Source organism: Bradyrhizobium sp. IC3195, from assembly GCF_020193585.1.
In the GTDB taxonomy this organism is placed as follows: domain Bacteria; phylum Pseudomonadota; class Alphaproteobacteria; order Rhizobiales; family Xanthobacteraceae; genus Bradyrhizobium; species Bradyrhizobium yuanmingense.
The window spans coordinates 1-24,638 of the sequence record NZ_JADYVG010000004.1 but is presented as its reverse complement, the minus strand read 5'-3'; the positions used below and the strand labels follow the sequence as shown (position 1 = coordinate 24,638).

Sequence of the window (24,638 nt, the reverse complement as noted above, 5' to 3'; positions counted from 1 at the left end):
AACGCGCCTGAACCAAGTTAATTTTCGAGAAGTGCCGGTAAGGATTTTAGTTCCAAACGTCCGCTCGGAACTCTGTGCCCAATGCTAGGCGTAGAGGCGGGGCGCTCCACGGCGACGCCCACCAGGTCGAGATAACGCTCGATCAAGTCGGGACGGCCGACGAGATAGCCTTGCATCTCCTCGCAGGCCTCGCGGGCCAAGAAGGCACGTTGGGCTTCCGTCTCCACCCCCTCGGCAATGACCGGGATCTTCAGCGCGTGCGCCAGGCTCAGGACGGCGCGGACAATCTCGGCCGATTGCGGCGTCGCCTCCAGGTTGGAGATGAAACTGCGGTCGATCTTGATCTTGTCGAACGGGAACGACTGCAGATAGGACAGCGAGGAATAGCCGGTGCCGAAATCATCCATGGCGATGCGGATGCCGAGCGCCTTCAGCCGCCGCAGCAGGTTGAGCGCGCGGGTGAAATCGCCGATCAGCACGCCCTCGGTGATCTCGACCTCGAGCCGCGTCGGCGTCAGCCCCGTCTCCAACAGGATCTGGTGGATCGAGCGCTCGAGATCGCCCGCCTGGAATTGGACCGGCGACAGATTGACCGCGACCTGCAACGGCCGCGGCCAGGATGCCGCCTCGCGGCACGCCTCGCGCAGCACCCATTCACCGATGTCGACGATCAGCCCGTTCTCCTCGGCGAGCGGAATGAACTGGTCCGGCGGCACGAAGCCCCGCGTCGGGTGATTCCATCGCAGCAGCGCCTCGAAGCCGATGACCTCGCCATCCACCCGCGCCTGCGGCTGGAAATAGACGAGGAGCTGGTTCTGCTCCAGCGCCTGCCGCAGGTCGTGCTGCAACAGCCTGCGATCGCGCAGCTCCTGGTCCATCTCGGATTCGAAGCAGCGGACCCGGCTCCTGCCCTCGCGCTTGGCGCGGTAGAGAGCCGAGTCGGCATTGGCGAGCAGCGTCGCCGCGTTCACGCCATCGTCGGGATAGAACGCGATGCCGACGCTGAGGCCCACGTGGGAGAGATAGTCGTCGACCTCGAGCTCCTTGCCGATCGTCTCGACCAGGCGTTCGGCCAGCGCCAGAACGTCCTCACGGCTGGCGTTGTCGGGCATCAGGATCATGAACTCGTCGCCGCCGATCCGGGCGACGAAGGCGCCTTCGGCTTCCGCGGCAAGCCGGTCGGCGGCCGCCCGCATCAGCATGTCGCCGACAGGGTGACCGAACACGTCGTTGACCTCCTTGAAGCGGTCGAGATCGAGGCTCAGCACAGCGAAACTGGTCGATGCCTCCTGCGCCCGCTCCAGCCGTTCGTCGAGCGCCGCGTTGAAGGCGCTGCGGTTCGGCAGGTCCGTGAGCGCATCATGATGCGCAAGATGGCTGATCCGCTGCCGGGTGGTGACACGCTCCGTGACATCCTCGATCACGCCGACCAGATATTGCGGATCCCCGTTGCCATCCGTGATCAGCATCTTGCGTGAATTGACGACCCGGTCGCGGCCCTTGACGCCGACTTCGAGCAAATGCTCCTCCAGAACCATCGGCATGCCGCTGGCCGCGACGCGTCTATCCTGCTCGTTGACCACGCGGGCCACGTCAGCCGGGAAGATCTGCTCGGGCGTTCGGCCCAGCATCTGTTCGCGCGGCATGCCGTAATAGTCTTCTCCGGCGCGGTTGAGCAGGATGTAGCGCGAACTCTCCGCACATTTCGCGAAGACGGCGATCGGAATGTTTTCGATGATTGTGTCGAGGAACTCGCGGGTCCGCAGCAGATCCTGCTCGACCTCGTCGCGCGTTTGCGCGCGTACTTCGATCATCCGCTGACGCTCGCGATCACCGGCCTCGTAAGCCGCGCTGACGAACTTGCCCAGCTTGACGAGATCGACCTGTCCGGTGGCATCGGTGGCGCAGCGGAGCTGCTCGGCGAACAGGCGATGCATGCTCATGCCATCACGTTGCGCCGCGTGCGGGCTTCATGCCGCAGTTTCCGTCGTTACGCATCCGCGCTCTCATAGCGTCCCTAAACCACAGATTGAGACGCTTGGCATTGCGCGGTCGTTAATCGATTGTCCTTCTCCGGTGCGTTGGTTACCCCGGCCTGAATGAGCCGATCGATTTGGAAGGCATGCTCCGTAGAGATCCGGAGAAAGTGGCGCGCCTTGACACACCGGAGCCACGGCGCTGGGCTGATCCGTAATCTACCGGATAAGCGCACTTTCTTCGGCCCGCTTCGCGGGCGCGGAACTATCTTGCAGCTTCGGAACCCGGCCGGTCTCCGCGGCGATGCGAATAGCCGCGATATTAGCGGCATATTCGCCAGCGCTCTTGCCGCGAAACACGGCGGAGCCCGCGACCAGCGTGTCGGCACCCGCTGCAGCCACGGCCGCGGCATTGTCGCGCGTGACACCGCCGTCGACCTCGAGCCGGATCGGCCGCCCGCCGATCATGGTCCTGATCCGCCTGATCTTGTCGATCTGCGACGCGATGAAGGATTGGCCGCCAAAGCCCGGATTGACCGTCATCACCAGCACGAGATCGATACGATCGAGCACATACTCGATCACCCCTTCCGGGGTCGACGGACAAAGGCTGACGCCAGCCTTGCTGCCGAGCGAGCGGATCGCCTGGAGCGAGCGGTCGAGATGCGCCCCCGCTTCGGCGTGCACCGTGATGATGTCCGCTCCGGCCTTTGCGAACGCCTCGAGATAGGGATCTGTCGGCGCGATCATCAAATGCACGTCGAACGGCTTCTTCGAATAGGGACGGACCGCCTTGATGACGTCGGCACCGAAACTGATGTTCGGCACGAAGTGTCCGTCCATGACGTCGCAATGGATCCAGTCGGCCCCAGCGGCGTCGATCGCGGCGACCTCCTCGCCGAGACGCGCGAAATCCGCGGCGAGGATCGATGGAGCGATCATGATCTCCTTCGTCATGGCACTGCACTCCGCGCATCCGCACCGCCGCTGAAGACTCGGCTCGCCAAGACGTCCATGGCATCGATGGTTTCGAGGTCGGCGACATCGAGCATGCGATTGAGATCGGACACCAGCCGATCGGCCTGCCGCAGGCGGATGCGGTCGACGGCGTTGCGGATCGAGCGCGCGTTGGAGAAGAACGGCTGGGTCCGACGCAGCGCGATGTATTTCTCGAACGCCTCGCGCGCCGCGGCCGACAAGCGATAGCCGCGCTCCTTCAGCATCAGCTCGGCTATGACGAGCAGCTCGGCCTCTGCATAGTCAGGGAATTCGATGTGGTGGGCGATGCGCGAGCGGAAGCCGGGATTGGAGGCGAAGAATTTCGTCATCCGCTCGCCATAGCCGGCGAGGATCACGACGAGGTCCTCGCGCTGGTTCTCCATCACCTGGAGCAGGATCTCGATCGATTCCTGACCATAGTCGCGCTCGTTGTCGGGACGATGCAGATAATAGGCCTCGTCGATGAACAGCACGCCGCCCATCGCCTTTTTCAGTATCTCCTTGGTCTTCGGCGCGGTGTGGCCGATATACTGGCCGACGAGATCGTCGCGCGTCACCGAGATCACCTGCCCGCGCCGCACGAAGCCGAGCCCGTGCAGGATCCTGGCCATGCGCAGCGCGACGGTGGTCTTGCCTGTTCCAGGATTGCCGGTGAACGACATGTGCAGCGTCGGCAGCGCGGCGGCGAGGCCGGCACGCTGCCGGATGCGCTCGATCAGCAGCAGCGAGGCGATCTGGCGCACGCGGTTCTTGACCGGCTTGAGTCCGATCAGCTCCTGATCGAGCTGTTGAAGCGTCTCGGTGATTCCGGCGGCTTCAGCCTCCTTGCGGAGATCGAAATGGGTCTCGCTGTGTTCGGTCGTGGTTGCGTGGGGGACATCGAGCATGACTACCCTCGAAGAAAAGAGCTTCGCCGCGAGCAAGGCGGCGAAGCAGTGGTCCGCCAAGGATGCGAAGCAGGGAGAGCTCCGCGCGGAAGCGGATGACTCAAGCTGGCGCGTGCGCGGCCGGCTTTCGAACCGTGGTGTAGCGGACCGCACGGCCGCCGACCTCCTGCCGCACCAGCTCGAACTGCGTTTCTTGCTTCGGCCGGTTGACCAGGAAGGAGATCCGCACCGATTCCCAGCCGTGGCTGGCATCGAAGCCGCTGATGCGGATGTAGCTGTTACCATAGACCCTGCGGCACTCGGCGAGCTCCATCATCACGCCGGCGGCGTCCTGGAGATCGAACATCGGCAGGCCCCACATCTCCCAATAGGTGTTTCGGGGATGCGGATCGTCGGTGAACTCGATGTTCACCGCCCAGCCATTGGCGAGGCAATACTGCACCTGGCTGGTGATCTGCTCGTCGGTCAGATCCGGCAGGTACGAGAAGCAGCCCTGGGTGATCTTCATCTCAAATCTCCTCAGACGGTTTCTAGCGCCGTCGGCACGAAGTCCGGCGTGTCGGTGGATTGATAGTTGAAAGTGACGTCCTTCCAGACCTCGAGCGCGGCCTTCAGCGGCGTGCAGGTCTGGGCCGCCTTGGCCAAGATTTCCGGGCCCTCGTGGACATAGTCGCGGCCCTCGTTGCGGGCGAGGATCATCGCTTCCAGCGCCACGCGGTTGGCGGTCGCGCCGGCCGCAACGCCCATGGGATGGCCGATGGTGCCGCCGCCGAACTGCAGCACGACGTCCTCGCCTAACAGGTCGAGCAGCTGGTGCATCTGCCCGGCATGGATGCCGCCGGAGGCTACCGGCATCATCTTGTTGAGGCTCGCCCAGGACTGGTCGAAGAACAGGCCATGCTCGAGCTTGGTCGGGTTGAAGTCTTCGCGGCAGACATCGTAGTAGCCGCGTGTGGTGTTGGGATCGCCTTCGAGCTTGCCGACCACCGTGCCGGCGTGGATGTGGTCGACGCCGGCAAGCCGCATCCATTTGGCGATGACGCGGAACGACACGCCATGGCTCTTCTGCCGCGTATAGGTGGAGTGGCCGGCGCGATGCAGATGCAGGATCATGTCGTTGCGCCGCGCCCACTTTGCCATGGACTGGATCGCAGTGTAGCCGATCACGAGGTCGATCATCACGATCACCGAGCCGAGCTCCTTGGCGAACTCCGCACGCTCGTACATGTCCTCCATGGTGGCCGCGGTGACGTTCAGGTAGGTCCCTTTCACCTCGCCGGAGGCGGCCTGCGCGCGGTTCACCGCCTCCATGCAATAGAGGAAGCGATCACGCCAATGCATGAAGGGCTGCGAGTTGATGTTCTCGTCGTCCTTGGTGAAGTCGAGCCCGCCCTTCAGCGCCTCATAGACCACACGGCCGTAATTGCGGCCGGACAGACCGAGCTTCGGCTTCACCGTCGCGCCGAGCAGCGGCCGGCCGAACTTGTCGAGCCGCTCGCGCTCCACCACGATGCCGGTCGCCGGTCCCTGGAACGTCTTCACATAGGCGACGGGAAAGCGCATGTCCTCGAGGCGCAGTGCCTTCAGCGGCTTGAAGCCGAACACGTTGCCGATGATCGAGGCCGAGAGGTTGGCGATCGAGCCCGGCTCGAACAGGTCGAGATCATAGGCGATGTAGGCGAAATACGAGCCGGGTGAGCCCGGAACGGGATCGACGCGATAGCACTTGGCACGATACTTCTCGGCCGCCGTCAGGCGATCGGTCCACACCACCGTCCAGGTCGCGGTCGAGGATTCGCCGGCAACCGCAGCAGAGGCCTCGATCGGGTCGACGCCCTCCTGCGGTGTCACGCGGAACAGCGCGATGACGTCGGTGTCCTTCGGCGTGTAATCGGGCTCCCAATAGCCCATGCGCTTGTATTCCATCACGCCGGAGCGATAGCGCTCTTTGCCGCGGACCGTGCCTGCATGTGCGTTCATGTCTCTCTCCTGCTCTTTTCTCTGCTCTTTCTGATTGGCTAAGCGGCAACCGGCTCGCGGGCGTCGATGCGCGGATCGAGCTCGCCGGCGCGATAGCGCCGCGCCATCTCGCTCATCGGAATGACCTTGATCTTGCTGGCGTGGCCCGCGGTACCGAACTGCTCGAACCGCTCGCGGCACAATTCGCGCATTGCGTCCATCGCCGGCTTCAGGAACTTGCGCGGATCGAATTCGGAGCGCGCTTCCGCCGCCACCTTCCGGAACACCGCGGTCATCGCCAGCCGGCAATCGGTGTCGATATTGACCTTGCGCACGCCGCTTCGGATGCCGCGAACGATCTCCTCGACCGGCACGCCCCAGGTCTGCGGCATCTCGCCGCCGAACTGGTTGAACATGTCCTGGAGCGGCTGCGGCACCGAGGACGAGCCGTGCATGACCAGATGCGTGTTCGGCAGCCGGCGGTGGATCTCCTCGACCACCCGCATCGCCAGGATATCGCCATCCGGCTTGCGGCTGAACTTGTAGGCACCGTGCGAGGTGCCCATCGCGATCGCGAGCGCATCGACCTTGGTGGCGCGGACGAAGTCGACGGCCTGATCCGGATCGGTCAAGAGCTGGTCGTGACCGACCTTGCCCTCGACGCCGTGACCATCCTCCTGTTCGCCGCCGCCGTGCTCGAGCGAGCCGAGCACGCCGAGCTCGCCTTCGACGGAAGCGCCGACCCAATGGGCGAGATCGACGACGCGGCGCGTGATCGCGACATTGTAGTCATAGTCGGCCGCGGTCTTGGCGTCGGCTTTGAGCGAGCCATCCATCATGACGGAGGTGAAGCCATGGGCGATGGCCGAGGCGCAGGTCGCTTCGTCATTGCCGTGGTCCTGGTGCATGCAGAGCGGAATGTCGGGATAGGTCCGCTCCAGCGCGTCGATCATGTGCGAAAGCATGAGATCGCCGGCATAGCTGCGCGCGCCGCGCGAGGCCTGGATGATGACGGGCGCATCGACCGCGGCCGCCGCCTGCATGATCGCGATGCCCTGCTCCATGTTGTTGATGTTGAACGCCGGCACGGCGTAGCCGTGACTGGCAGCGTGATCGAGCAATTGGCGGAGAGTAATACGGGCCAAGATTCGTCCTCCTTATTGGCTCTTGCGGGCAATCGCCCGGCGGGCCGCTTCCGCAACGCTTTGCGGCGTGATGCCGAATTCGCGGTACAACACCGGGGCGGGGGCCGAGGCGCCGAAGCCGCGCATGCCGACGAATTCGCCGTCAGCGCCGATCCAGCGATGCCAATCGCCGGCGACAGCTGCCTCGATGCCGACGCGCGGCGCGGTGCCGAGCACCGAGGCGCGGTAATCCTCCGGCTGCTCCTCGAACAGTGCGAAACACGGCGCCGAGACCACGGCGGCGCGAACGTGCTCGGTCGCGAGCAGGCGTGCGGCTTCCAGCGCGATCGAGACTTCCGAGCCGGTTGCGATGAGCGTCACGTCACGGCCGCCGTCCGGCGAGACGACGAGATAGGCACCGTTCGCGACGCGGTTTCTGCCGCGCCCATCGCTGCGGAATGTCGGCAAGGCCTGCCGCGACAGACATAGCACTGAGGGGCGATGCTCCGCCGCGAGCGCGCAATCCCAGGCCTCCAGCGTCTCCACGGCATCGGCGGGGCGGAACACCAGCAGGCTCGGAAGCACGCGGAGCGCGGTCAGATGCTCGACCGGCTGATGCGTCGGACCATCCTCGCCAAGACCGATGGAGTCGTGCGTCATCACGTGGATGACGCGCAGCCGCATCAAGGCCGCAAGTCGGATCGCCGGCCGGCTGTAGTCGGAGAACGCCAGAAACGTGCCGCCATAGGGAATGAAGCCGCCATGCAGCGCCAGGCCGTTCATCGCTGCGGCCATGCCGTGCTCGCGGATGCCATAGTGGATGTAGTCGCCGGCGAACGCACCGCTCTTGACCGGCGCCTGCGCCTTGGCATGCGTCAGGTTCGAATGGGTGAGGTCCGCGGAGCCGCCGACCAGGCCGGGAATTGTTCCTGCGATTCCCTCGAGCACCTGTTGCGAGGCCTGCCGCGTCGCCAGCTTCGGCCGCTCGGATGCAAAGTGCTCACGCAATTTCGCCGCGGCCAGCGCATAGGCGGCGGGCAGAGCCGCGGCTTTGCCCTCGACGAACAGGTCGCGCTGCTCCGGCGTCGCACCTTCGTAACGATCGAGCCAAGCGAGGCGGTCGACCTGCCCGCGCTGCCCGATCATCCGCCAAGCCTTGAGCACCGGGATCGGCACCACGAAAGGCTGATAGTCCCAACCCAGCGTCCGCCGCGCCGCTGCCGTCTGCTCGGTGCCGAGCGGCGCGCCATGCACTTTCTCGGTGCCCTGTCTATCAGGCGCGCCATAGCCGATGATTGTGCGACAGGCGATCAGCGACGGCTTCGCGGTCTCCCGCTCCTCCGCTATCGCCTGCGCCACCGCTTCGGGATCATGTCCGTCGACGCGGCGCACCGACCAGCCGGAGGCAGCGAAGCGCGCGAGCTGGTCGTCCGATGTCGCCAGCGAGGTCGGACCGTCGATGGAGATGCCGTTGTCGTCGAACAGCACGATCAGCCGGCCGAGCCCGAGATGACCGGCCAGCGAGATCGCCTCATGGCTGAGGCCTTCCATCAGGCAGCCATCGCCCGCGATAACATAGGTGAAGTGATCGACGAGCCCATCGCCATGCCGCGCATTCGCCATCCGCTCGGCGAGCGCCATGCCGGCCGCGGTCGCAATGCCCTGGCCCAGCGGTCCCGTCGTGGTCTCGACACCAGCCGTGTGGCCATATTCGGGGTGGCCCGGCGTCTTCGAGCCCCACTGGCGAAAGGCCTTGATGTCGTCGAGGCTGATATCGCCGCCGGTGAGATGCAGCAGCGCATAGAGCAGCATCGAGCCGTGCCCCGCCGACAGCACGAAGCGGTCGCGGTCCGGCCAGTTCGGATGCGCCGAGTCGAACTTCAGGAAGCGCGAGAACAGCACAGTCGCGACGTCGGCCATGCCCATGGGTAGCCCGGGATGGCCTGACTGCGCTGCCTCGATGGCATCGACCGCGAGGAAGCGGACGGCATTGGCGAGATCGTTATGCGTGACCGCATTGAGGTCAGCTTCGGCATGGACGGAGATGTTCATCGGAGTCTCTCCCTGTTCACTTCAGGCTGCGCTTGCGCTCGATCAGCTGCATGATCAGCGGCGTCAGGATCAGCTGCATGGCCAGGTCCAGCTTCGCGCCGGGGCAGACGATCGAGTTGGCGCGCGACATCCAGCTCTGCGGCAGCATCGAGAGCAGATAGGGGAAGTCGATACCGCGCGGATTCTTGAAGCGGATCACCACCATCGATTCGTCCGGCGTCGGGATCCAGCGCGCGATGAATGGATTGGAGGTGTCCACGGTCGGGACGCGCTGGAAGTTGATGTCGGTCTCGGTGAATTGCGGGCAGATGTAGTGGATGTAGTCGGGCATCCGCCGCAGGATGGTGTCGGTGACCGCCTCGGTCGAATAGCCGCGTGCGCTGCGGTCGCGGTGCAGCTTCTGGATCCATTCGAGGTTGATGACGGGCACGACGCCGATCTTGAGATCGGCATAGCGCGCGACGTTCACCTTATCGGTGACTACGGCGCCGTGCAGGCCCTCGTAGAACAGAAGGTCCGAATCCTCCGGCAGCTGCTTCCAGTCGGTGAAGGTGCCTGGTGCCGCGCCATGCAGCGCCGATTCCTCGGCGTCGTGGACGTAGTGCCGCGTCACCGCGGTGCCGGTCTCGCCGTAGTCGCGGAAGGCGCGTTCCAGCTCCTCGAACAAATTGGTCTCGGGGCTGAAATGGCTGAAGTGCTTGTTGCCGCGCTCGGCCTCCTTCGCCATCTGCGCACGCATCTCGGCACGGTCGTAGCGGTGGAAGGCGTCGCCCTCGATGTAGACGGCGTTGACCTTCTCGCGGAAAAAGATCTGCTCGAAGGTCTTCTTGACGGAGGTGGTGCCGGCGCCGGAGGAGCCGGTGATGGAGATGATCGGATGCTTCCTGGACATCGGACGCCTCGCTCAGAGCCGGAAGAATCCGCGCCGCGCGAACAGCGGCGCCGAGACGCTGGCAACCAGCAGCGGATCGCAATGCAGCTCCTCGACGCGCCGCACCTCGTTGCTCGAGCCCATGATCAGCGGCACGCGCTGGTGCAGGCTCTGCGCCGATAGATCGAGGATGCGCTCGCGCCCGGTCGAGGCCGAGCCGCCGGCCTGCTCGATGATCATCGCCATCGGGTGTGCTTCGTAGGTCAGGCGTAGGCGGCCGTCGCCGTAGCCGGGCCGCGCATCGGAAGGGTAGAGAAACACGCCGCCACGGGTGAGGATGCGATAGGCCTCCGCGACCAGCGACCCGATCCAGCGCATGTTGAAATCGTGGTTGGCGGGCCCGTCGACGCCGGCGAGGCATTCGTCGATGAAGGCGCGCACCGGCGGATCCCAATGCCGGCGGTTCGAGGCGTTGATCGCGAACTCCTCGCAGGCTTCGGCGATCTGCACGCCGCTGCGCGCGAAGCGGAAGCAGCCCGCCTTGCGATCGAGCGTGAAGATGTCGACGCCGTCGCCGAGCGTCAGCACCAGCGAGGTCTGCGGGCCGTAGGTGACGAAGCCCGCCGCGAGCTGCGCCGAGCCGCGCTGCTGAAAGGCGAGTGAGAGATCATCGGGGGCCGGCAGGATCGAGAAGATCGTGCCGACGGTCATGTTGATGTCGATGTTGGAGGAGCCGTCGAGCGGATCGATCGCGATGCAGATTCGCCCCTGACGATCGACGATCTGGGCCTCACGCATCTCCTCCGACGCCAGCGCCGCGATCGGCAGCCGGCCGAGGCAGCGGCGCAGGATCGCGTCCGCCTGGACGTCGAGGTCGCGTTGGAGATCGCCGTCGCTGTTGCGCCCGGTGGTCAGGCCCGAGGCGTCGGCGAGATCGCCGCTGGCGATGAGATCGGCAATCTCGATCGCTGCGGCCGCGATGGCATCGACCGCGGCTGCCACGGCCAACGCATGCGGCGCGGTCTCAGAATACCGTTGAAGGTGGTCGTCCAGCCTGAGTTGCCCGGTCATCTGCGTCCATCCCCTTGCCGGTGCCGCACCCATTCCCTCCTGGTGGAGGCAGGTCACGGTCAGTGCCGGCATTCAGGAGATTGACAGGAGCGGCTTAATAAGGAAAATTTCTATTCATAATGAGCCTCAAAGAATTTTCTTATAATGGCGCCGGCCATGCAGCGGCCCAGCTCCGGCATCTGACGATCCGGCAGCTGCGCTCGCTTGCGGCGCTCTCGGCCAAAGGCAGCGTGACGGCGGCGTCGAGCCATCTCGGGCTGACCCAGCCGGCCGTGACCCAGCAGCTGCGGCAGCTGCAGGACCTGGCCGGCCTGCCCCTGGTGCAGCGAACCGGCGACGGCATGCTGCTGACGGAAGCCGGCAGGGAGGTGCTGGCGCTGGCCGAACGGGTCGAAGCCGCGATCACCGATTGCCAGGGCGCGCTCGACCTGCTCGCGGGGCGGACCGGCGGCACCGTGCATCTCGGCGCGGTCTCGACCGCGAAATATTTCGTGCCGCACGCGATCGCGGCGTTCTCCAAGCGCTACCCCAAGATCGAGATCAAGCTGACCATCGGCAATCGCGAGGAGATCCGCGAGGCCATGCACGGCTACGACCTCGACTTCGCGGTAATGGGTCGGCCACCGGCCGACGTCACCGTCGACGTCCGCCAGCTCGGGCGCAACCCGCACATCATCGTCGCGCGCAAGGGCCATTGGCTGGAGAAGGATTCCGGCCTCAGCCTGACCGATCTCGTGCACGAGACCTTCCTCACCCGCGAGCCCGGCTCGGGCACGCGGACGCTGATGGAGGGCATGTTCCAGAAATCGGATCTCGAGCCGATCATCGGCATGGAGATGAGCAGCAACGAGACCATCAAGCAGGCGGTCATCGCCGGGCTCGGCATCGCCTTCATCTCGGCTCACACCGTGGCGCATGAGCTCGCCGAGGGCCGGCTCGTCGTGCTCGACGTCGCGGGCCTGCCGATCGTGCGGCAATGGTACGTGATCCGCCGCAGCGACAAGGTGCTGCTGCCGCCCGCGCAGGCGATGTTCGATTTCCTCGGCTCGGAAGGCTCGAATTATCTGCCTGATTTGCCCGAGCTAGGCGGACGATAGCCGGCCTTCGCTCAGCTCATCAGCTTCATGGCGAGCGTCGCCGCCAGCACCACGATGATCTGGAGCAGGCGCTCCGTCGTGAAGATGCGGTTGAAGGTGGTCATCGCGTGCCCCGGCCGACGTGAAGAAGAATCTCTCGGCCGTTGCTAGCACAGAAGGATGCGGAGACAACTCCGTAGTTGCCCGTGGCGGTCGCGCCTTCGGCGAGCCGGTTCAGGGCGCGCCGATGGCCGGCGATCAGGCCGCGAGCGGGGCGGTGTGGTCCGTGCGCGAGGCGAAATAGGCTTCCAGCTCCGACAGCGCCCGCGCCTCCCACTCGCTCGCCTGCTCCAGCAGCGACCAGCTCTGGCCCGGGCGGAACGCTGCGGTCTGGCGATAGAGCGATGCGATGCCGCGGTAGCGGCGCACGTTCTCCAGGATGGCGTGACCGTTCATGTCCGAAAACTCCCTCGTCATTCCCGCGGGAGAAACTGCGGCCAAATCTTTTTCGAAAAGTTAGCGGCGCGCGGCAAGTTCGCGGATGGTTGCCGGACTGTTGCTCGGGCGCAACGCGCGCGGCGCGATCTATTGCGGATTCGTTGCCGCGCTCTCGCCCGAAGGCTTCAGCCCGCCGCTTCTGACGATTGTCATCGTCGCGCGGCAGAGATCGGCAAGGCCGATCAGGAGGACGGCAAGAAGACAGAACAGGTTGATGGAATCGGCATGCGCGCTGGTCAGCGCATTGAGCTCGAAGAACGGCGGGATGAACGCCCACCACACCAGCGGCACGGTGAGCAGCGCGGCGAATGCCGCCGCCGGTGCACCCGCCATCAGCGCAAGCACGAACAGGCCGGGCAGAAACGCTGCGAAATAGAACTTTGCGCCGAGCAGGACGCAGATGCCCTGAACCACGGCCGAAACCGCGACGACGGCGAGCCCGAGCAGAAACGCCCCCCACGACCATGGCCGTACCCGCCGTGCGCCAAACAGCCCCGCACGTTTCATCAGCATCCCCCTGCCGCCCGTTAACCAGGTGCGTTGCGACGAAAGTACTACAACCGCAACCAATCCGCGAGATGGAAATTGCGTCATCGCGAGGTCGGTCGCACCGTTCGGGCGACGGCCGCTACTCGGTCAGCGCGTAGAGCAACCCCGCGACGGGCAAAGCAAGGCCAATGGCCGATGCGAGCGTCCAGCCTCCCTGTGCGAACGCCCATGCTCCGACCGCCGAGCCGACCGCGCCGGCGGCGAAGAACGTCGCCATGTAGAGACCATTGAGGCGACTGCGGTGCTCGTGCCCGAGCGCGAAGATGGCGCGGAAGCCCAGCACCACATTGCCCTGGACGCCGATATCGATCGCAATCGCGGCCACCACCAGACAGGCGAGGTTCAGCATCGAGCCGGACGCGCCGATGGAGGTCACCAGGAAGCCGGCGGCCGTGAGCAGCATCGCGACCAGCGTCGCGATGCTGCTATGGCCGCGGTCCGCGAGGCGCCCGGCGATCGGTGCTGCGAACACGCCGGCGACGCCGGCCAGCGCGAACAGCGCGATGCCGCGCTGGGAGAAGCCGAACTCGCCGGCGAGCTGGAGTGGCGCCACCGTCCAGAACAGGGTGAAGGCGCCGAACAGGCTCGCCTGGTACAGCGCGCGGCGCCGCAGCAGCGGCGTGGCCCGCACCAGGTCCGGCATCGACAGCAGCAATTGGCCGTAATGCATCCGCGTGACCGGCTTGCGCTTCGGCAGCGTCATCCAGAGCACGGCTGCGAGCACGATCATCAGCGCGGCGGAGGCGAAGAACACTGCGTGCCACGACAGCAAGGCGGTGACGAAGCTCGACACCGGACGCGCCAGCATGATGCCGAGCATCAGGCCGGTCGAGACGTTGCCGACGACGCGGCCGCGGATGGCTTCGGGCGCCAGATGCGCTGCATAGGGGATGATGATCTGCACCGCGACCGAGCCGAGGCCGATGAACAGTGCGGCGAGCAGGAACGGCAGCGCATGGGTTGCGAACGCCGCGGCGAGCAGCGCCGCGGCGCCGAGCATGATCACCGAGCAGATCAGCGCGCGGTTCTCGACGAGATCGCCGAGCGGCACGATCAGCAGCAGCCCGGTGCCGTAGCCGATCTGCGTCATCGTCACGATCAGCCCGCTAGCTGCATGCGACAGGCCGAGCGCGGCGCTGATTGGGGCGATCAGCGGCTGCGCATAATAGATGTTGGCGGCGACCATGCCACAAGCCGCGGCAAGCACGAAGGTCAGGCGCTGCGACACCGCATCCGGCCCCGGCGCGGTCTCGATCGTGGCATTCATCGTCATTCGCATGGTCTCCAGGTAAGGCGCAGGGAATGGCCGTTAGGTAAGGTATAGGGAATGGTCATTCCCTATTCTGACAAAAAATTCAGGCGAGCAGCTTCATTGCGGCGCCGACGAGACGCTCTGCGTCGAGCGGCAGACGCGCCTTGCCGACGACGCGCATTCCCTGCGTGATGCAGAGCATCAGCCGCGCGGTGTCGTCGGCTACGACATGGCGGGGGATCGAGCCATCGGCCTGTCCGGCGCGTATGAGGCCGGCGATGAAGCTCTCGTTGCTCGCGAGCTGTGTGCTGACGCGGGCACCCACGGCCGGATCGAGCGCGGACAGTTCGACCGCGCTGCCGACCACGAGGCAGCCGCGCCGCCCCTCGCTGCCCCGGGAATGCTCGACATAGGACAGCAGCACGTTGCGGATTTGCTCGCGGCCGTTTGCACCACGCGCCGCCGCGCTGCGGGTCTGCTGCTGGCGCAGGGCCGTGTAGCGCTCGAAGGCGGCGAGAAACACCGCATGCTTGTCGCGAAACGCCTTGTAGATGCTTCCCGTCGCGAGCCGCATCGCCGCAGTGAGGTCCCCGATCGAGGTGGCATGATAGCCGCGCTCGCGAAACACGCGCACGGCGCGGTCGAGCGCGGTGTCCATGTCGAATTCCCGGGGACGGCCGGGCAGACGGGCGGCAGGCCGGGAGCGGCGGGCGGTCTTTTGCATTGCGGAATAATAGGGAATGAACGTTTCCGAATAAACACACGTGGTCGTGAAGAGAATCAATGACGAAGGAGAGAGCGTCACCCCCTCCGCGGCACCGGCGTCCCATCCGCCATGATCGTCACGCCCTTCCGCTCGACGATCATGCCGTAGGCGCGCGGCTGGCGGTGCACGTCGAAATTGAAGGTGGTGCGCTTGTAGGATTTGCAGAGATCGAGATCGCAGCGCGCCAGCGCGATCTCGTCGCCCTTTGTCGTGCAGGCCGCAATGATCTCGCCCGAGGGCGCGATGATGCAGCTGCCTCCGATGTGGTCGACGCCCTCCTCCACACCGGCCTTGGCGACTCCGACCACGAATGTGCCGTTCTGATAGGCGCCGGCCTGCATCACCAGATGATTGTGGAACAGCGAGAGATCGTCATGCTCCGGCGCGGGCGGATTGTGCACGGGCGTGTTGTAGCCGATCAGCACCATCTCGACGCCCTGCAGGCCCATCACGCGATAGGTCTCGCTCCAGCGGCGGTCGTTGCAGATCGCCATGCCGATCACGCCGCCGAAGGCATCGACCACGCCGAAGCCGCTGCCGGGCTCGAAATAGCGCTTCTCCAGATGCTGGAATTCGCGCCACGGTTCGTGCTCGGCATGGCCGGGCAGATGCACCTTGCGATATTTCAGGACGATCGCGCCGCTCTTGTCGACGAGGATGGACGTGTTGTAGCGCCTGACAATCCCGACCTCGAGCGTCAGTTCGGCATAGCCGAGGCAGAAGCCGATGCCGAGCTGGCGGGCGAGATCGAACAGCGCCTGTGTCTCGGCACCCGGCATCTCGCGCTCGAAGAAGCTGTCGATCTCGGCCTGGTCCTCGAAGTACCAGCGCGGAAAGAACGTGGTCAGCGCCAGCTCGGGATAGACGATCAGGTCGCAGCCGCAGGCCCGCGCCTCGCGCATCAACGCCATCAGTCGCGCCACCACCGCGGACCTCGACTCGCTCCTCGCGATCGGTCCGAGCTGGCCGGCTGCAATGGTCACAGTTCTCGTCACGCGTCGTTCCTCATCTTTTTCGAGTGCGCCCGGCCAGAGCCTATCACCCGCGCGCACAGGCCGCCTCGGCGCCCCGTACTGAGGGCACAATCAAATTCCGGGCCTGCGGGTATCATCGTGCGGCGCTGGGTGAGCACCAAACAGGAACTTCGTTGCCGATCTGCAACGGTTCCCCGCCGTCTGAAGCCGGACAAAACAAACTCCCATTCCGGCCATGAACCGCTCTCACAAGGCCGTGAGACTATCAGGGGAACGACGATGCGCGCACAACGCGTTTGGAAAGTGAATGGGGCCGCCAGCATCGGGCAGCTTCAATCGAGATTAGACGATCTGAACAAGCGTCTCGGTCAGCTCGAAAACCAGCATCCGGACAGCTGGAAGCTCGAGGAGCTGAGATCGAGCGCGCTCAGCCTGTCGCGGGAGATCGACGACATCCGCTGCGCCGAAGCGACGGCGGCCTTGAGCGAGCTGCTGCGGAAATAGTCGGCCTGCCGATTCGCGCCGGCGCAGGGAACCAAGCGCGGCGGCGGCCATTTCCATGCAAAGCATGGAGCAAGACCATGAGCAGGCAGCTGACGCGCGCCGATCTCGCGCGCGACGTGGCCGGGCCCACGCTGGTTCTGTGCACGGCGGCGGCCTTCACCATCGCGCGCCATTTCTCATTGTGAAGAATTTGACGCTGTGAGGGATTTTGCATGACGTCCGATCCCGAGGAGCAGGTCAGGCTGCAAGGCTACGGCGAGATGACGCTGCGCACCGCGGTCGAGACCTTGATGCTGCTCGCACCGCGTGAGCGGTCCGAGGCCGCGATCTATCGCGTCCGCGACGGCGTGCGCCTCGCGCAAAGCGAGGTCGCCGAGCTCGCATCACACTGGGGTATCCAGCCCGCGCCCAACGTGCGATCGCCGAGACTGGTGCCGGAGCAGCACTGGCAAGACGTCGTCCGCGGCATGGTGCGCGACGCCCCGCTGCCGTCGCTGCTGGTGGCCTTTCTGGTCGGTGTGCTGGTCGCTCGCAGATGATGCGCGCTCGCGATGACGCGCTCATGTCAATGGAAATCGCGGCGTTCCGTGAAACCCGAGGAAACCTTTTTTGCTCGCGAAAACGCGACCGTTCCGCGCGGAACGTCTCGCGGCAGGAGGGATTCGTCCCACGTTAAGCCTCGAACATGGAGACAACCATGACACGTACGAAACTCGTGAGCGTCGCCGCAACTCTGGCCGCGATTTTGCCGCTCGCAACTGTAAGCCCCAGCCTCGCTGCGGGACGCGGTCCCGGCCCGTGCACCCCACCGGCTGGAGAAGCAGTCGGCGCCGCCGGGCCCGCCATGAGCGGCGGCCAGTTGATGGCCGGCATCGGCCAATGCCAGTGCATCGGCGATTGGCGCCCCACCAACACCTACGGTTACCCGGGCCCGGGTTACGGCTATGACGGGCCTCGCTGGGGCACATCAGCCTACGCACCCTACGAAGAATAGGGCCCTTCACATCAGAAGATCACAGCGGCGCGGTCGATCACGGCCGCGCCGTTTGCGTTGGCGGGGCGCACCAGCAGGGATTGCTCCGCAGCACCGAGGCGAGCTGCAGAAGTAGGTTGTCAGCTAATTTCCGCTAAAATTCGGAGTGCGAATCGAGAGCGAGGAATCGTGAAAGTCACGACTTGCGACGATATCCACACTAGGGCGGCTTCGTCCTCTGGTTTTGAGAGCCGGCCCAATGCCGTTTCTGCTGGGCGTGCTGGTGGCGCGGCGGTAGTCTCCCAACAGCCGCCGGCTACGGAAGGATCGATCACTTCTGCCCGTCTGCTCGCATCTGCTCGGCGTAAGGACGTAAAGCTGCGGACATATCGTCGAGATGTTTCTGCCACTCGGCGCCAGGCAGGAAGGCGATCACCGGCTCGTCGCCGGGCGAGCTCGTCACGAACTCGGGATTGCGCAGCGCTTCGGCAATCCCGGTTTCCAGCTTCCTAACGACGTCGTCCGGAACGCTCTTCGGGACCGCGAAGCCGCGTTCCGCCGTCGTCATGACCGGAAAGCCCGCCTCCTCTGCCGTCGGAACGCCCGGCAGCGATGGAAAGCGCTTCTTCGACAGGATCGCGATGACACGAAGTGGCCCCTTGTTGGTGCCATGCAATTCGGGGATCTCGCTGAGGGTGACCATGCCGACGTCCAGATGCCCGCCCAGGAGATCGGTCCGCTGTGCGGCCGTTCCTCTGTAGGAGATCTCGTTGGGCTCGACTTTCGCGGCTGCCGCAAGCATGCGAATGGCCAGATGACCGTTCGTGCCGGCACCATTGTGACCGAAGGTCACCGAGCCCGGCTTGCTGCGCAGTGCGGCAACGACATCCGGCAGATTGCTGAATCTGCTATCGGCAGGCACCACCATGACATTCGGATCTTCGACGACGCGAGCGACCAGCCGGATTTCATCCGTGGTGTATTGGGTTTTGCGGGTCATCGGCAGGAAGTTGTAGCCTGGCACGTTGACGACACCGATCGAATAGCCCTCGGGCGCCGCGCGCGCGATCGACGCAAACGCGATCTCTCCGCCGGCGCCGGGCTTGTTCAGGACGACGAACTTCGCCTTGCCGCCCAGCACACGCTCGACAAAGGGAAGGAGCTTGCGCGCCATGACATCGGTGCCGCCGCCGGGCGCAAAGCCGACGACGACTTCGATCGGCTTGTCGTCGGGCCACGCGGCCCATGCCGACCCGCAGGCCGCGAAGCCAAAAGCCGTAGCGAGCGCGATGATTTTATTGTTCATGATTTCCAGCCCTGTTTTTGTTATTGGCCGATCGCGCCTCAGGCGCGCGATCAGCTTGGGACTCATCTAGCCGTCGGGATGACTGGAGGGCAACCGGCGAGGCACCACGGCCCGGCGCTGATGGTGGCGTTTTTGGTGCGTGTGCTGATGGCGCGGCGGTAGGCCCCTGACCTAGCTTCGCAAGTCGGAACCGCCGGCGCTCGCTTCTGGCAAGCCATGCTACCGCGACAGGCCACCCTGCCCCGCCAAATCGGCCGTGGACCCAATCCCGAAATCGTTGCAAAAAGGCGTCCTGACGCGCCGGCAGCCGGTCTGCCAAGACTTTGGAAAACGTCGACTTTTGGAAGAATGGTCGGAGTGGCAGGATTCGAACCTGCGACCCCTGCGTCCCGAACGCAGTGAATATCTTCTAAGTTATTGATTTTTATCGAGGTGGCAGCGGTTACCGTCCCGTTTTGTTCACGGTCGTTTCACCCAATTCGTTGCGATTTCGTTGCGGCGTTCTCTGGGGGAACGGGGCACAAGTGTGCGCGCTGGTTTGAACTTGGATCTGCTGATTTAGCCGCGTTTGTCAGAATCACCGCCCATCGATGCCACCGGAGGCGCCCGTGATCACGAAAATGCGAAATCCGGGACTGCTAAAGGGGAGAAGCCAACGAATAGATCACTGAAGACGGTCCGTTCCGTGCGACTCAAACCGTCACATGTGTAGATCACGCGCTCTGGGGCCGGGTCGCGGGATCGTGGTCGAGTAGCTCGGCCATTTGGCTTTGCCCTCACAGATCCGGGCAGGCGGCTTTCCCGCACCCGGCTCTTCCCGAGGGTAACCCGCGTCATATCCGCGCCTGCGCCCATGTGCGAGTGATGCGTGGAGTTGGCAGGCGGAAGCGTGCCGTCAGGGTCTCGAACTCCGGCCAGCCCATGCGCCGACTTTTCTGGCTACGCCGTCTCAGACAACGCAGCCAGGTCCGACGCACTTCGCGGTAGAAGCCGTTGAGCGCTGGATAATTGTGCGGCCTGCCATAATAGCCATAGTGCCCGCGCAGAACGGCGGCGAACTACTCGTGCTGCGTGGCCAGTGGCGCGTGCATGAGCCGCCAGGCCTCCTGGCGCAACGCCGTCAGCTTGCGCGTCAGGCGTTTCCCTTCCGTCTTGTGCCTCACGATGAACCGGCCATCTCGGGTCCGCCCGCAGTAGTGGGTGAAGCCGAGGAAGGCGAAGGTCTCTGGCCGCCGCTCGCCCCGCCGCTGACGCGAGAGGGCCGCGAACCGGCCAAACTCGATCAGCCGCGTCTTGTCCTCATGGAGCGTCAGGCCGAAGCTGGCCAGCCGCGCCTTGAGGGCCAACAGCATTTCCCGCGCATCTGCCTTGTTCTCGAAGCCCATGACGAAGTCGTCCGCGTAGCGCACGATCACGATACGACCGCGTGCGTGGCGATGACGCCATTTCTGGGTCCAGAGATCGAGGATGTAGTGCAGGAAGATGTTGGCAGGAGCGGGCTGATGCCCGCCCCTTGCGGCGTGCCCCTGTCCGTCTCTTGCTTCTCGCCGCTCTCAAGAACGCCGGCTCGCAGCCACAGCCCGATGAGCTGCAAGATGCGAGGATCGGCGATCCTGTGCGCCAGCATCCGCAACAGCCACTCGTGGTCGACCGAGTCGAAGGAAGCGGCCACAGACTGCCCATCGCCAAGATATTCCGGCTTCGGTAACGATCACGCGCACGCGTCACGCTTTCGAAGGTCGGACGCTGGCCGTCATCAGTACCATCAGGCGGCGCGGCATCCACTTTCTCCTCACGGTTCTGCCGGATGGCAGTCGGTCGTTGATTCCGGCGAGCTGGACCGATTGGAAGGTGGAGCCGCTTGGAGGCACGCCGCCAATCGATGCCGATGACGCTGTCCACGATCTCGGCAGGCTCGGTGATTTGCTCCACTTGCGCAAGCTGGTCGACGCTCTTTGCATCCGGGGTGCCGAGTCGGCGCCGTGCAAGGAGAGCCGCCATGCAATTGAACCTGGACTTGTTCGATCAGCCCGAGGTTCCACCAAGCGCGCCAGTCGCGTGGGACCAAATCGACGAAGCCGCCCGCATCGCGGCAATCGAGCTTCTGGCGCGCCTCATGTCACGCCTGCTTCAGAGCGGCCCGGCGACGGAGGCAAGCGATGAATGAGCACGTCAAGATTACGTCAATTCATCTCTCTCGACAGGCCGTCGTCTATCTGCGCCAATCCAGCGCCGCACAGGTCGAGCACAACCGCGAATCGACCGAGCGGCAATATGCACTTGTCGGCAAAGCGCGCGACCTCGGCTGGCCCGATGACCGCATCATCGTTATCGACGAGGATCTTGGCCTCTCCGGTTCGGGCACGGTGGCGCGTTCGGGCTTTGCCCGCCTCACCGCCGAAGTGGCGCTCGCGCGCGTCGGACTGGTGCTCGGTCTCGAAGTCTCGCGGCTCGCGCGTAATAACGCCGAATGGTACCGCCTGATTGATCTGGCCGGATTCACCGACACGCTGATCGGCGATGCCGACGGCATTTATCATCCGGCCATGTTCAATGACCGTCTCTTGCTGGGGCTCAAAGGCACGATGAGCGAAGCCGAACTGCACGTGCTGCGGGCTCGCCTCAACGGTGGAATCCGCAACAAGGCGGCGCGCGGCGAACTGCGCCGCGGTCTGCCGGTCGGCTTCGTCTGGGGCGAGACTGATGGCGAGGTCCGCTTCCATCCCGATGAGGCTGTCGTTACCGCCATTCGCCATGTTTTTGCGCGCTTTGCCGAGATGGGATCGGCACGTCGCGTTTGGCTCTGGTTTCGGTCCGAGGGGCTCACGTTCCCGCTGCAGCTGCACGCCCGCGCCGAGATCCGCTGGGTCGAGGCCAGTTACACCGCCATCCACCAGGTCTTGACCAATCCCGTCTATGCCGGCGCCTATGTCTATGGCAAAACGCGCCATGAGACGATTCTCGATGGCACTGGCGCGCGCAAGCAGCGGATTCGATTCTTGCCGCGTTCCCAATGGCAGGTTCTCATCCCCGAGCATCATCCAGGCTTCATCGATTGGCAGACCTATGAAGCAAATCAGCAACGTCTCGCCGCGAACACGCGACCTCAGCCGCACAAGGGCGGCGGTGCCGTGAGAGAGGGTGGCGCCCTCCTGCAAGGTCTTGCCAGTTGCGGCCATTGCGGCCGCCGCCTGCACACCCACTATCGCGGACGCAATGCTTCGCCAGGCTATCACTGTGCTGGCAAAGTGCTGGTCGAGAACCGAGGCGTCTACTGCCTCAATATCGGCGGCGTTCAAATCGACCACGCCATCACCCAAGCGTTCATCGCCGCCTTAGAACCCGCAAAGCTGACCGCGACACTCACCGCCGCGGAACGGCTTGAGGCGGATCGCGAGGCGGGGCTCAAGCAATGGCGACTTGCCGCGGAACGCGCCAGCTACGAAGCCCGGCGTGCAGAACGGCGCTATCGCGCCGTCGATCCCGATAACCGTCTCGTCGCGCGCGGTTCTCGAGCGAGAGTGGGAAGCGTGCCTGAAGGCGCTGGAGGCCGCCAAGGCCGATCTTGCGCGTCGTGAGGCTGCTCGCCCCCATACGATCAGCCAACAGGAGCGTGACCGCCTGCTCGCGCTCGGACCTGATCTCGTCTCCGTCTGGAACGCAAGCACGACGACGCCGCGCGACCGGAAAGAGTTGCTGCGGACGCTCCTCGACGAGGTCATCGTCAAAGTCGATCGCGAGGCCTTTGCCGCCCATTTGACGCTGCGCTGGAAGGGCGGCGCGCTGACCGAGATTGATCTCGGCCTGCCCCGATCGCGGCCAGCGACGATCCGCACCGACGAGGATACAGTTGCGCTCCTGCGACGACTGGCAGTGCATTATCCCGATGCCGTGATCGCCGGCATCCTCAACCGGCAGAGCCGCACAACGGCCTACGGCCACCGCTCGACCGCAACCGCGTCGGTAATTTACGCCGGCACTGGAAGATCCCAGGCTTCCAAGATAAACCGCAAGCCGCCGGCCCGATCTTTTGACCATCAAGCAAGCCGCCGCCGCGCTTGGTGTCGCTCCCTCGACGATCCATCGTTTGCTCAACGACGGCATTATCGCCGGCGAGCAGCTCACGCCAGGCGCTCCCTGGCGCATTCGCCTGACCGATGAACTCAAGGCCCGCTTCAACAGTGAAACGTCCGACGACTTTCTGCCGATGCGCGAGGCTATGCGGGCGCTCGGGGTCTCGCGCCAAACCGTCTTGCAGCGAGTCAAGCGCGGCGAACTCGAAGCCGTGCACGTTGTGCGCGGGAAGCAAAAAGGACTCCGCATCAAGGTCTTAGCCCCGCAAGCCGGCCTTTTCGACCAAACCGCATGAACCAGGGGGTATTATGAAGCCACGTCCAAGAAGCTGCGTATGTCGGCATCGAGCACCCAGTTCACGTGCTGGCTCATGATCGCCGTATGCAGAGCATCAAGCACCATGTGAGGATTCCGCCCCGGCCGGAAGCCATAGGAGAACCCGAGGAAGTCGGCCTCGTAGACGGCGCTCAGCACCTCGGCCACCGCGCTTTGGACAATCTTGTCCTCTAGCGCCGGCACGCCGAGAGGCCGCTTACCGCCATCGGCTTTGGGGATGTAGACGCGCCGCACCGGCTGTGGCCGGTAACGACCGGAGTGGACCCGTCCGCAGAGGTCGCGGAGGTTATCCGTCAGCCTCTCTTCGTACTTCGCCACCGTCACCTCATCGACCCCCGCGCTGGCCTGCCGCTTTTGTCGTCGAAACGCCCGAAGAAGAGCGTCGTCATCGACATGGTGCAGCAGGGCCGTGAACCGGGTTTGGACAGCTTGCTTGGCTGCCGCGCTCACCCGCTTGAGGTTCGGCGGCAAGGTAACCCGGCTCTGTGTCCGGACCTTGGCCTCCTCGCGCAGGCTCCCCTCGGGCTGGTCCCTTCCCTCCATGCGTCTCGTTACCTTCGACGACTTCACAGGTAGTATGGACCAGTCCGACTCCCGACCTCAGCTCGGACAACGGCTCTGGCAGTGCCTTGCCGCTGTCCCCCGCTGGAGATCAATCCAGCGGACCCGGTCGGGCCTCTCATGTTCCGATGATTGCCTTCCGTGCGTGATGCGGCCATCGACCCCGACGGAGCGGCATCGTCTCGCGTATCGACGATGCTCATGCAGCCTTCGTGCTTAGGGAACACACTCGGCCTCCGCGAACATCCACCTTTCGAGGCTCATTCCCGCACCCCGCACGACTCCTGTCTACACTTCGGACTCCAGCGTTGCCGCGACGCCCGCAAGACTCGGTCCCGGCTTGCCTGCTACGGCTTTGGCCGGATGGGACTTGCACCCACAAGCAATCATCAGCTTGGCATGACGTACTCCCTGAGCGTGGTGTAACTGGCGGTGGGATACCGCGTTCGCCGGCAAGAGCCGGACTAGTCAGCTGGCGATAGCCGGGAGGCTGACGGTTGGATCATTACTCAACGGCGCGATGGTTTCCAGCGTCATGTAGCGGGCCCGCTGAACCGCCCACTCGTCGTTCTGCTCGAGAAGGATCGCGCCGACCAGGCGAACGATGGCGTCTTCATTTGGGAAGATGCCAACCACCTCGGTCCGCCGCTTGATCTCGCCGTTGAGGCGCTCGATCGGATTGGTAACCGGTATGAGATGTCTCGGTGCCAACGTTCCCGCTGCGGTGTTCTACATCGTGGCGTATGGTGCGACCATCGGGACAGAGGCACCGGGAGCACGAAGTGCGGGCAGGCCGATGTTATTCGATGAGCCGAGAGCTCGAGTTAGTA

The 24,638-nt window shown here is 64.7% G+C and carries 25 protein-coding genes; 7 read left to right on the top strand and 18 right to left on the bottom strand.

Features of this window, described 5'->3' with window-relative positions; translation table 11 throughout:
* Positions 1-17: 17 nt before the first annotated feature.
* The 9 genes from I6F09_RS10425 to I6F09_RS10385 all read right to left on the bottom strand — a co-directional run bounded on the left by I6F09_RS10425 (position 18) and on the right by I6F09_RS10385 (position 10,939).
* Entirely contained in the window at positions 18-1,943 is a 1,926-nt protein-coding gene (locus I6F09_RS10425) for an EAL domain-containing protein (RefSeq protein ID WP_225188002.1), read from the bottom strand.
* A gap of 252 nt (positions 1,944-2,195) precedes the next feature.
* Positions 2,196-2,933 (bottom strand): ribulose-phosphate 3-epimerase, encoded by a 738-nt coding sequence (gene rpe, locus I6F09_RS10420; protein ID WP_225188001.1) that lies wholly within the window; start codon positions 2,931-2,933, stop codon positions 2,196-2,198.
* Positions 2,930-3,862: a CbbX protein gene (cbbX, locus tag I6F09_RS10415; protein ID WP_225188000.1), complete on the bottom strand. Its 933-nt coding sequence runs from the start codon at positions 3,860-3,862 to the stop codon at positions 2,930-2,932. Before cbbX ends, rpe begins: the two co-directional genes overlap by 4 nt.
* A 100-nt stretch (positions 3,863-3,962) precedes the next feature.
* Complete coding sequence (locus tag I6F09_RS10410; protein WP_225187999.1) at positions 3,963-4,370, bottom strand: ribulose bisphosphate carboxylase small subunit; 408 nt, start codon at positions 4,368-4,370, stop codon at positions 3,963-3,965.
* An 11-nt stretch (positions 4,371-4,381) separates the two neighbouring features.
* Positions 4,382-5,842 (bottom strand): form I ribulose bisphosphate carboxylase large subunit, encoded by a 1,461-nt coding sequence (locus tag I6F09_RS10405; RefSeq protein ID WP_225187998.1) that lies wholly within the window; start codon positions 5,840-5,842, stop codon positions 4,382-4,384.
* A gap of 38 nt (positions 5,843-5,880) precedes the next feature.
* Positions 5,881-6,966 (bottom strand): class II fructose-bisphosphate aldolase, encoded by a 1,086-nt coding sequence (gene fba, locus I6F09_RS10400; protein ID WP_036030012.1) that lies wholly within the window; start codon positions 6,964-6,966, stop codon positions 5,881-5,883.
* A 12-nt stretch (positions 6,967-6,978) separates the two neighbouring features.
* Positions 6,979-8,997: a transketolase gene (gene tkt / locus I6F09_RS10395; RefSeq protein WP_225187997.1), complete on the bottom strand. Its 2,019-nt coding sequence runs from the start codon at positions 8,995-8,997 to the stop codon at positions 6,979-6,981.
* Positions 8,998-9,013: 16 nt separating this feature from the next.
* A complete protein-coding gene (locus I6F09_RS10390; protein ID WP_036003856.1) occupies positions 9,014-9,889 on the bottom strand; it encodes a phosphoribulokinase in 876 nt (291 codons plus the stop codon).
* Positions 9,890-9,901: 12 nt separating this feature from the next.
* Positions 9,902-10,939, bottom strand: a complete 1,038-nt coding sequence (locus I6F09_RS10385; RefSeq protein WP_057027006.1) for a class 1 fructose-bisphosphatase — start codon at positions 10,937-10,939, stop codon at positions 9,902-9,904.
* A 119-nt stretch (positions 10,940-11,058) separates the two neighbouring features.
* On the opposite strand from I6F09_RS10385, the gene I6F09_RS10380 reads away from it, so the two are divergent.
* A complete protein-coding gene (locus tag I6F09_RS10380; protein WP_036038207.1) occupies positions 11,059-12,036 on the top strand; it encodes a LysR family transcriptional regulator in 978 nt (325 codons plus the stop codon).
* Positions 12,037-12,273: 237 nt separating this feature from the next.
* On the opposite strand, the gene I6F09_RS10375 is transcribed toward I6F09_RS10380, so the two are convergent.
* From I6F09_RS10375 to I6F09_RS10355, 5 genes are all read right to left on the bottom strand, one after another.
* Entirely contained in the window at positions 12,274-12,471 is a 198-nt protein-coding gene (locus tag I6F09_RS10375; RefSeq protein WP_036003876.1) for a hypothetical protein, read from the bottom strand.
* 129 nt (positions 12,472-12,600) lie between these two features.
* Positions 12,601-13,020 (bottom strand): hypothetical protein, encoded by a 420-nt coding sequence (locus tag I6F09_RS10370; RefSeq protein ID WP_036003874.1) that lies wholly within the window; start codon positions 13,018-13,020, stop codon positions 12,601-12,603.
* 121 nt (positions 13,021-13,141) lie between these two features.
* The gene (locus I6F09_RS10365; RefSeq protein ID WP_225155392.1) at positions 13,142-14,335 is read right to left on the bottom strand and encodes an MFS transporter; all 1,194 of its coding nucleotides are present in this window, start codon (positions 14,333-14,335) and stop codon (positions 13,142-13,144) included.
* An 82-nt stretch (positions 14,336-14,417) separates the two neighbouring features.
* Entirely contained in the window at positions 14,418-14,972 is a 555-nt protein-coding gene (locus I6F09_RS10360; protein ID WP_225187996.1) for a TetR/AcrR family transcriptional regulator, read from the bottom strand.
* 143 nt (positions 14,973-15,115) lie between these two features.
* On the bottom strand, positions 15,116-16,075 hold the full coding sequence (locus tag I6F09_RS10355) for an N-carbamoyl-D-amino-acid hydrolase (protein ID WP_225138302.1): 960 nt from the start codon (positions 16,073-16,075) through the stop codon (positions 15,116-15,118).
* 129 nt (positions 16,076-16,204) lie between these two features.
* Between I6F09_RS10355 and I6F09_RS10350 the strand changes: the two genes are divergently transcribed.
* The 3 genes from I6F09_RS10350 (at position 16,205) to I6F09_RS10340 (ending at position 17,552) form a co-directional block, all read left to right on the top strand.
* On the top strand, positions 16,205-16,558 hold the full coding sequence (locus I6F09_RS10350; RefSeq protein WP_225112605.1) for a hypothetical protein: 354 nt from the start codon (positions 16,205-16,207) through the stop codon (positions 16,556-16,558).
* Positions 16,559-16,770: 212 nt separating this feature from the next.
* The gene (locus I6F09_RS10345) at positions 16,771-17,097 is read left to right on the top strand and encodes a hypothetical protein (RefSeq protein ID WP_036003836.1); all 327 of its coding nucleotides are present in this window, start codon (positions 16,771-16,773) and stop codon (positions 17,095-17,097) included.
* Positions 17,098-17,255: 158 nt separating this feature from the next.
* On the top strand, positions 17,256-17,552 hold the full coding sequence (locus I6F09_RS10340) for a hypothetical protein (RefSeq protein WP_225187995.1): 297 nt from the start codon (positions 17,256-17,258) through the stop codon (positions 17,550-17,552).
* Between the two features lie 310 nt (positions 17,553-17,862).
* Here I6F09_RS10340 and I6F09_RS10335 read toward each other — a convergent pair whose 3' ends face one another.
* Both I6F09_RS10335 and I6F09_RS10330 read right to left on the bottom strand, forming a co-directional pair.
* Positions 17,863-18,837 carry a tripartite tricarboxylate transporter substrate binding protein gene (locus I6F09_RS10335; RefSeq protein WP_036003826.1) on the bottom strand — a complete coding sequence of 325 codons (975 nt, stop codon included), beginning with the start codon at positions 18,835-18,837 and terminating at the stop codon, positions 17,863-17,865.
* Between the two features lie 1,058 nt (positions 18,838-19,895).
* The gene (locus I6F09_RS10330) at positions 19,896-20,306 is read right to left on the bottom strand and encodes a reverse transcriptase domain-containing protein (protein ID WP_345944083.1); all 411 of its coding nucleotides are present in this window, start codon (positions 20,304-20,306) and stop codon (positions 19,896-19,898) included.
* Positions 20,307-20,836: 530 nt separating this feature from the next.
* Between I6F09_RS10330 and I6F09_RS10325 the strand changes: the two genes are divergently transcribed.
* From I6F09_RS10325 to I6F09_RS10315, 3 genes are all read left to right on the top strand, one after another.
* Positions 20,837-21,004 carry a hypothetical protein gene (locus I6F09_RS10325; protein ID WP_225127594.1) on the top strand — a complete coding sequence of 56 codons (168 nt, stop codon included), beginning with the start codon at positions 20,837-20,839 and terminating at the stop codon, positions 21,002-21,004.
* Positions 20,997-22,415, top strand: coding sequence for a recombinase family protein (locus I6F09_RS10320; protein ID WP_225139713.1), 1,419 nt, complete (start codon positions 20,997-20,999; stop codon positions 22,413-22,415). Before I6F09_RS10325 ends, I6F09_RS10320 begins: the two co-directional genes overlap by 8 nt.
* 509 nt (positions 22,416-22,924) lie before the next feature.
* The gene (locus I6F09_RS10315) at positions 22,925-23,206 is read left to right on the top strand and encodes a hypothetical protein (RefSeq protein WP_345944082.1); all 282 of its coding nucleotides are present in this window, start codon (positions 22,925-22,927) and stop codon (positions 23,204-23,206) included.
* 11 nt (positions 23,207-23,217) lie between these two features.
* Here the strand turns inward: I6F09_RS10315 and I6F09_RS10310 are convergent, their stop codons facing one another.
* The gene (locus I6F09_RS10310; protein WP_225127597.1) at positions 23,218-23,790 is read right to left on the bottom strand and encodes a reverse transcriptase domain-containing protein; all 573 of its coding nucleotides are present in this window, start codon (positions 23,788-23,790) and stop codon (positions 23,218-23,220) included.
* 486 nt (positions 23,791-24,276) lie between these two features.
* The gene (locus tag I6F09_RS10305) at positions 24,277-24,519 is read right to left on the bottom strand and encodes a transposase (RefSeq protein WP_276573858.1); all 243 of its coding nucleotides are present in this window, start codon (positions 24,517-24,519) and stop codon (positions 24,277-24,279) included.
* Positions 24,520-24,638: the final 119 nt, after the last annotated feature.

Excerpts from the sequence above, each read along its gene's own strand:
- I6F09_RS10425 (WP_225188002.1), bottom strand. The coding sequence starts at position 1,943 with ATGAGCATGCATCGCCTGTTCGCCGAGCAGCTCCGCTGCGCCACCGAT.
- rpe (WP_225188001.1), bottom strand. The coding sequence starts at position 2,933 with ATGACGAAGGAGATCATGATCGCTCCATCGATCCTCGCCGCGGATTTC.
- cbbX (WP_225188000.1), bottom strand. The coding sequence starts at position 3,862 with ATGCTCGATGTCCCCCACGCAACCACGACCGAACACAGCGAGACCCAT.
- I6F09_RS10410 (WP_225187999.1), bottom strand. The coding sequence starts at position 4,370 with ATGAAGATCACCCAGGGCTGCTTCTCGTACCTGCCGGATCTGACCGAC.
- I6F09_RS10405 (WP_225187998.1), bottom strand. The coding sequence starts at position 5,842 with ATGAACGCACATGCAGGCACGGTCCGCGGCAAAGAGCGCTATCGCTCC.
- tkt (WP_225187997.1), bottom strand. The coding sequence starts at position 8,997 with ATGAACATCTCCGTCCATGCCGAAGCTGACCTCAATGCGGTCACGCAT.
- I6F09_RS10390 (WP_036003856.1), bottom strand. The coding sequence starts at position 9,889 with ATGTCCAGGAAGCATCCGATCATCTCCATCACCGGCTCCTCCGGCGCC.
- I6F09_RS10385 (WP_057027006.1), bottom strand. The coding sequence starts at position 10,939 with ATGACCGGGCAACTCAGGCTGGACGACCACCTTCAACGGTATTCTGAG.
- I6F09_RS10380 (WP_036038207.1), top strand. The coding sequence starts at position 11,059 with ATGAGCCTCAAAGAATTTTCTTATAATGGCGCCGGCCATGCAGCGGCC.
- I6F09_RS10375 (WP_036003876.1), bottom strand. The coding sequence starts at position 12,471 with ATGAACGGTCACGCCATCCTGGAGAACGTGCGCCGCTACCGCGGCATC.
- I6F09_RS10370 (WP_036003874.1), bottom strand. The coding sequence starts at position 13,020 with ATGAAACGTGCGGGGCTGTTTGGCGCACGGCGGGTACGGCCATGGTCG.
- I6F09_RS10365 (WP_225155392.1), bottom strand. The coding sequence starts at position 14,335 with ATGACGATGAATGCCACGATCGAGACCGCGCCGGGGCCGGATGCGGTG.
- I6F09_RS10360 (WP_225187996.1), bottom strand. The coding sequence starts at position 14,972 with ATGGACACCGCGCTCGACCGCGCCGTGCGCGTGTTTCGCGAGCGCGGC.
- I6F09_RS10345 (WP_036003836.1), top strand. The coding sequence starts at position 16,771 with ATGACGTCCGATCCCGAGGAGCAGGTCAGGCTGCAAGGCTACGGCGAG.
- I6F09_RS10340 (WP_225187995.1), top strand. The coding sequence starts at position 17,256 with ATGACACGTACGAAACTCGTGAGCGTCGCCGCAACTCTGGCCGCGATT.
- I6F09_RS10335 (WP_036003826.1), bottom strand. The coding sequence starts at position 18,837 with ATGAACAATAAAATCATCGCGCTCGCTACGGCTTTTGGCTTCGCGGCC.
- I6F09_RS10325 (WP_225127594.1), top strand. The coding sequence starts at position 20,837 with ATGCAATTGAACCTGGACTTGTTCGATCAGCCCGAGGTTCCACCAAGC.
- I6F09_RS10320 (WP_225139713.1), top strand. The coding sequence starts at position 20,997 with ATGAATGAGCACGTCAAGATTACGTCAATTCATCTCTCTCGACAGGCC.
- I6F09_RS10310 (WP_225127597.1), bottom strand. The coding sequence starts at position 23,790 with ATGGAGGGAAGGGACCAGCCCGAGGGGAGCCTGCGCGAGGAGGCCAAG.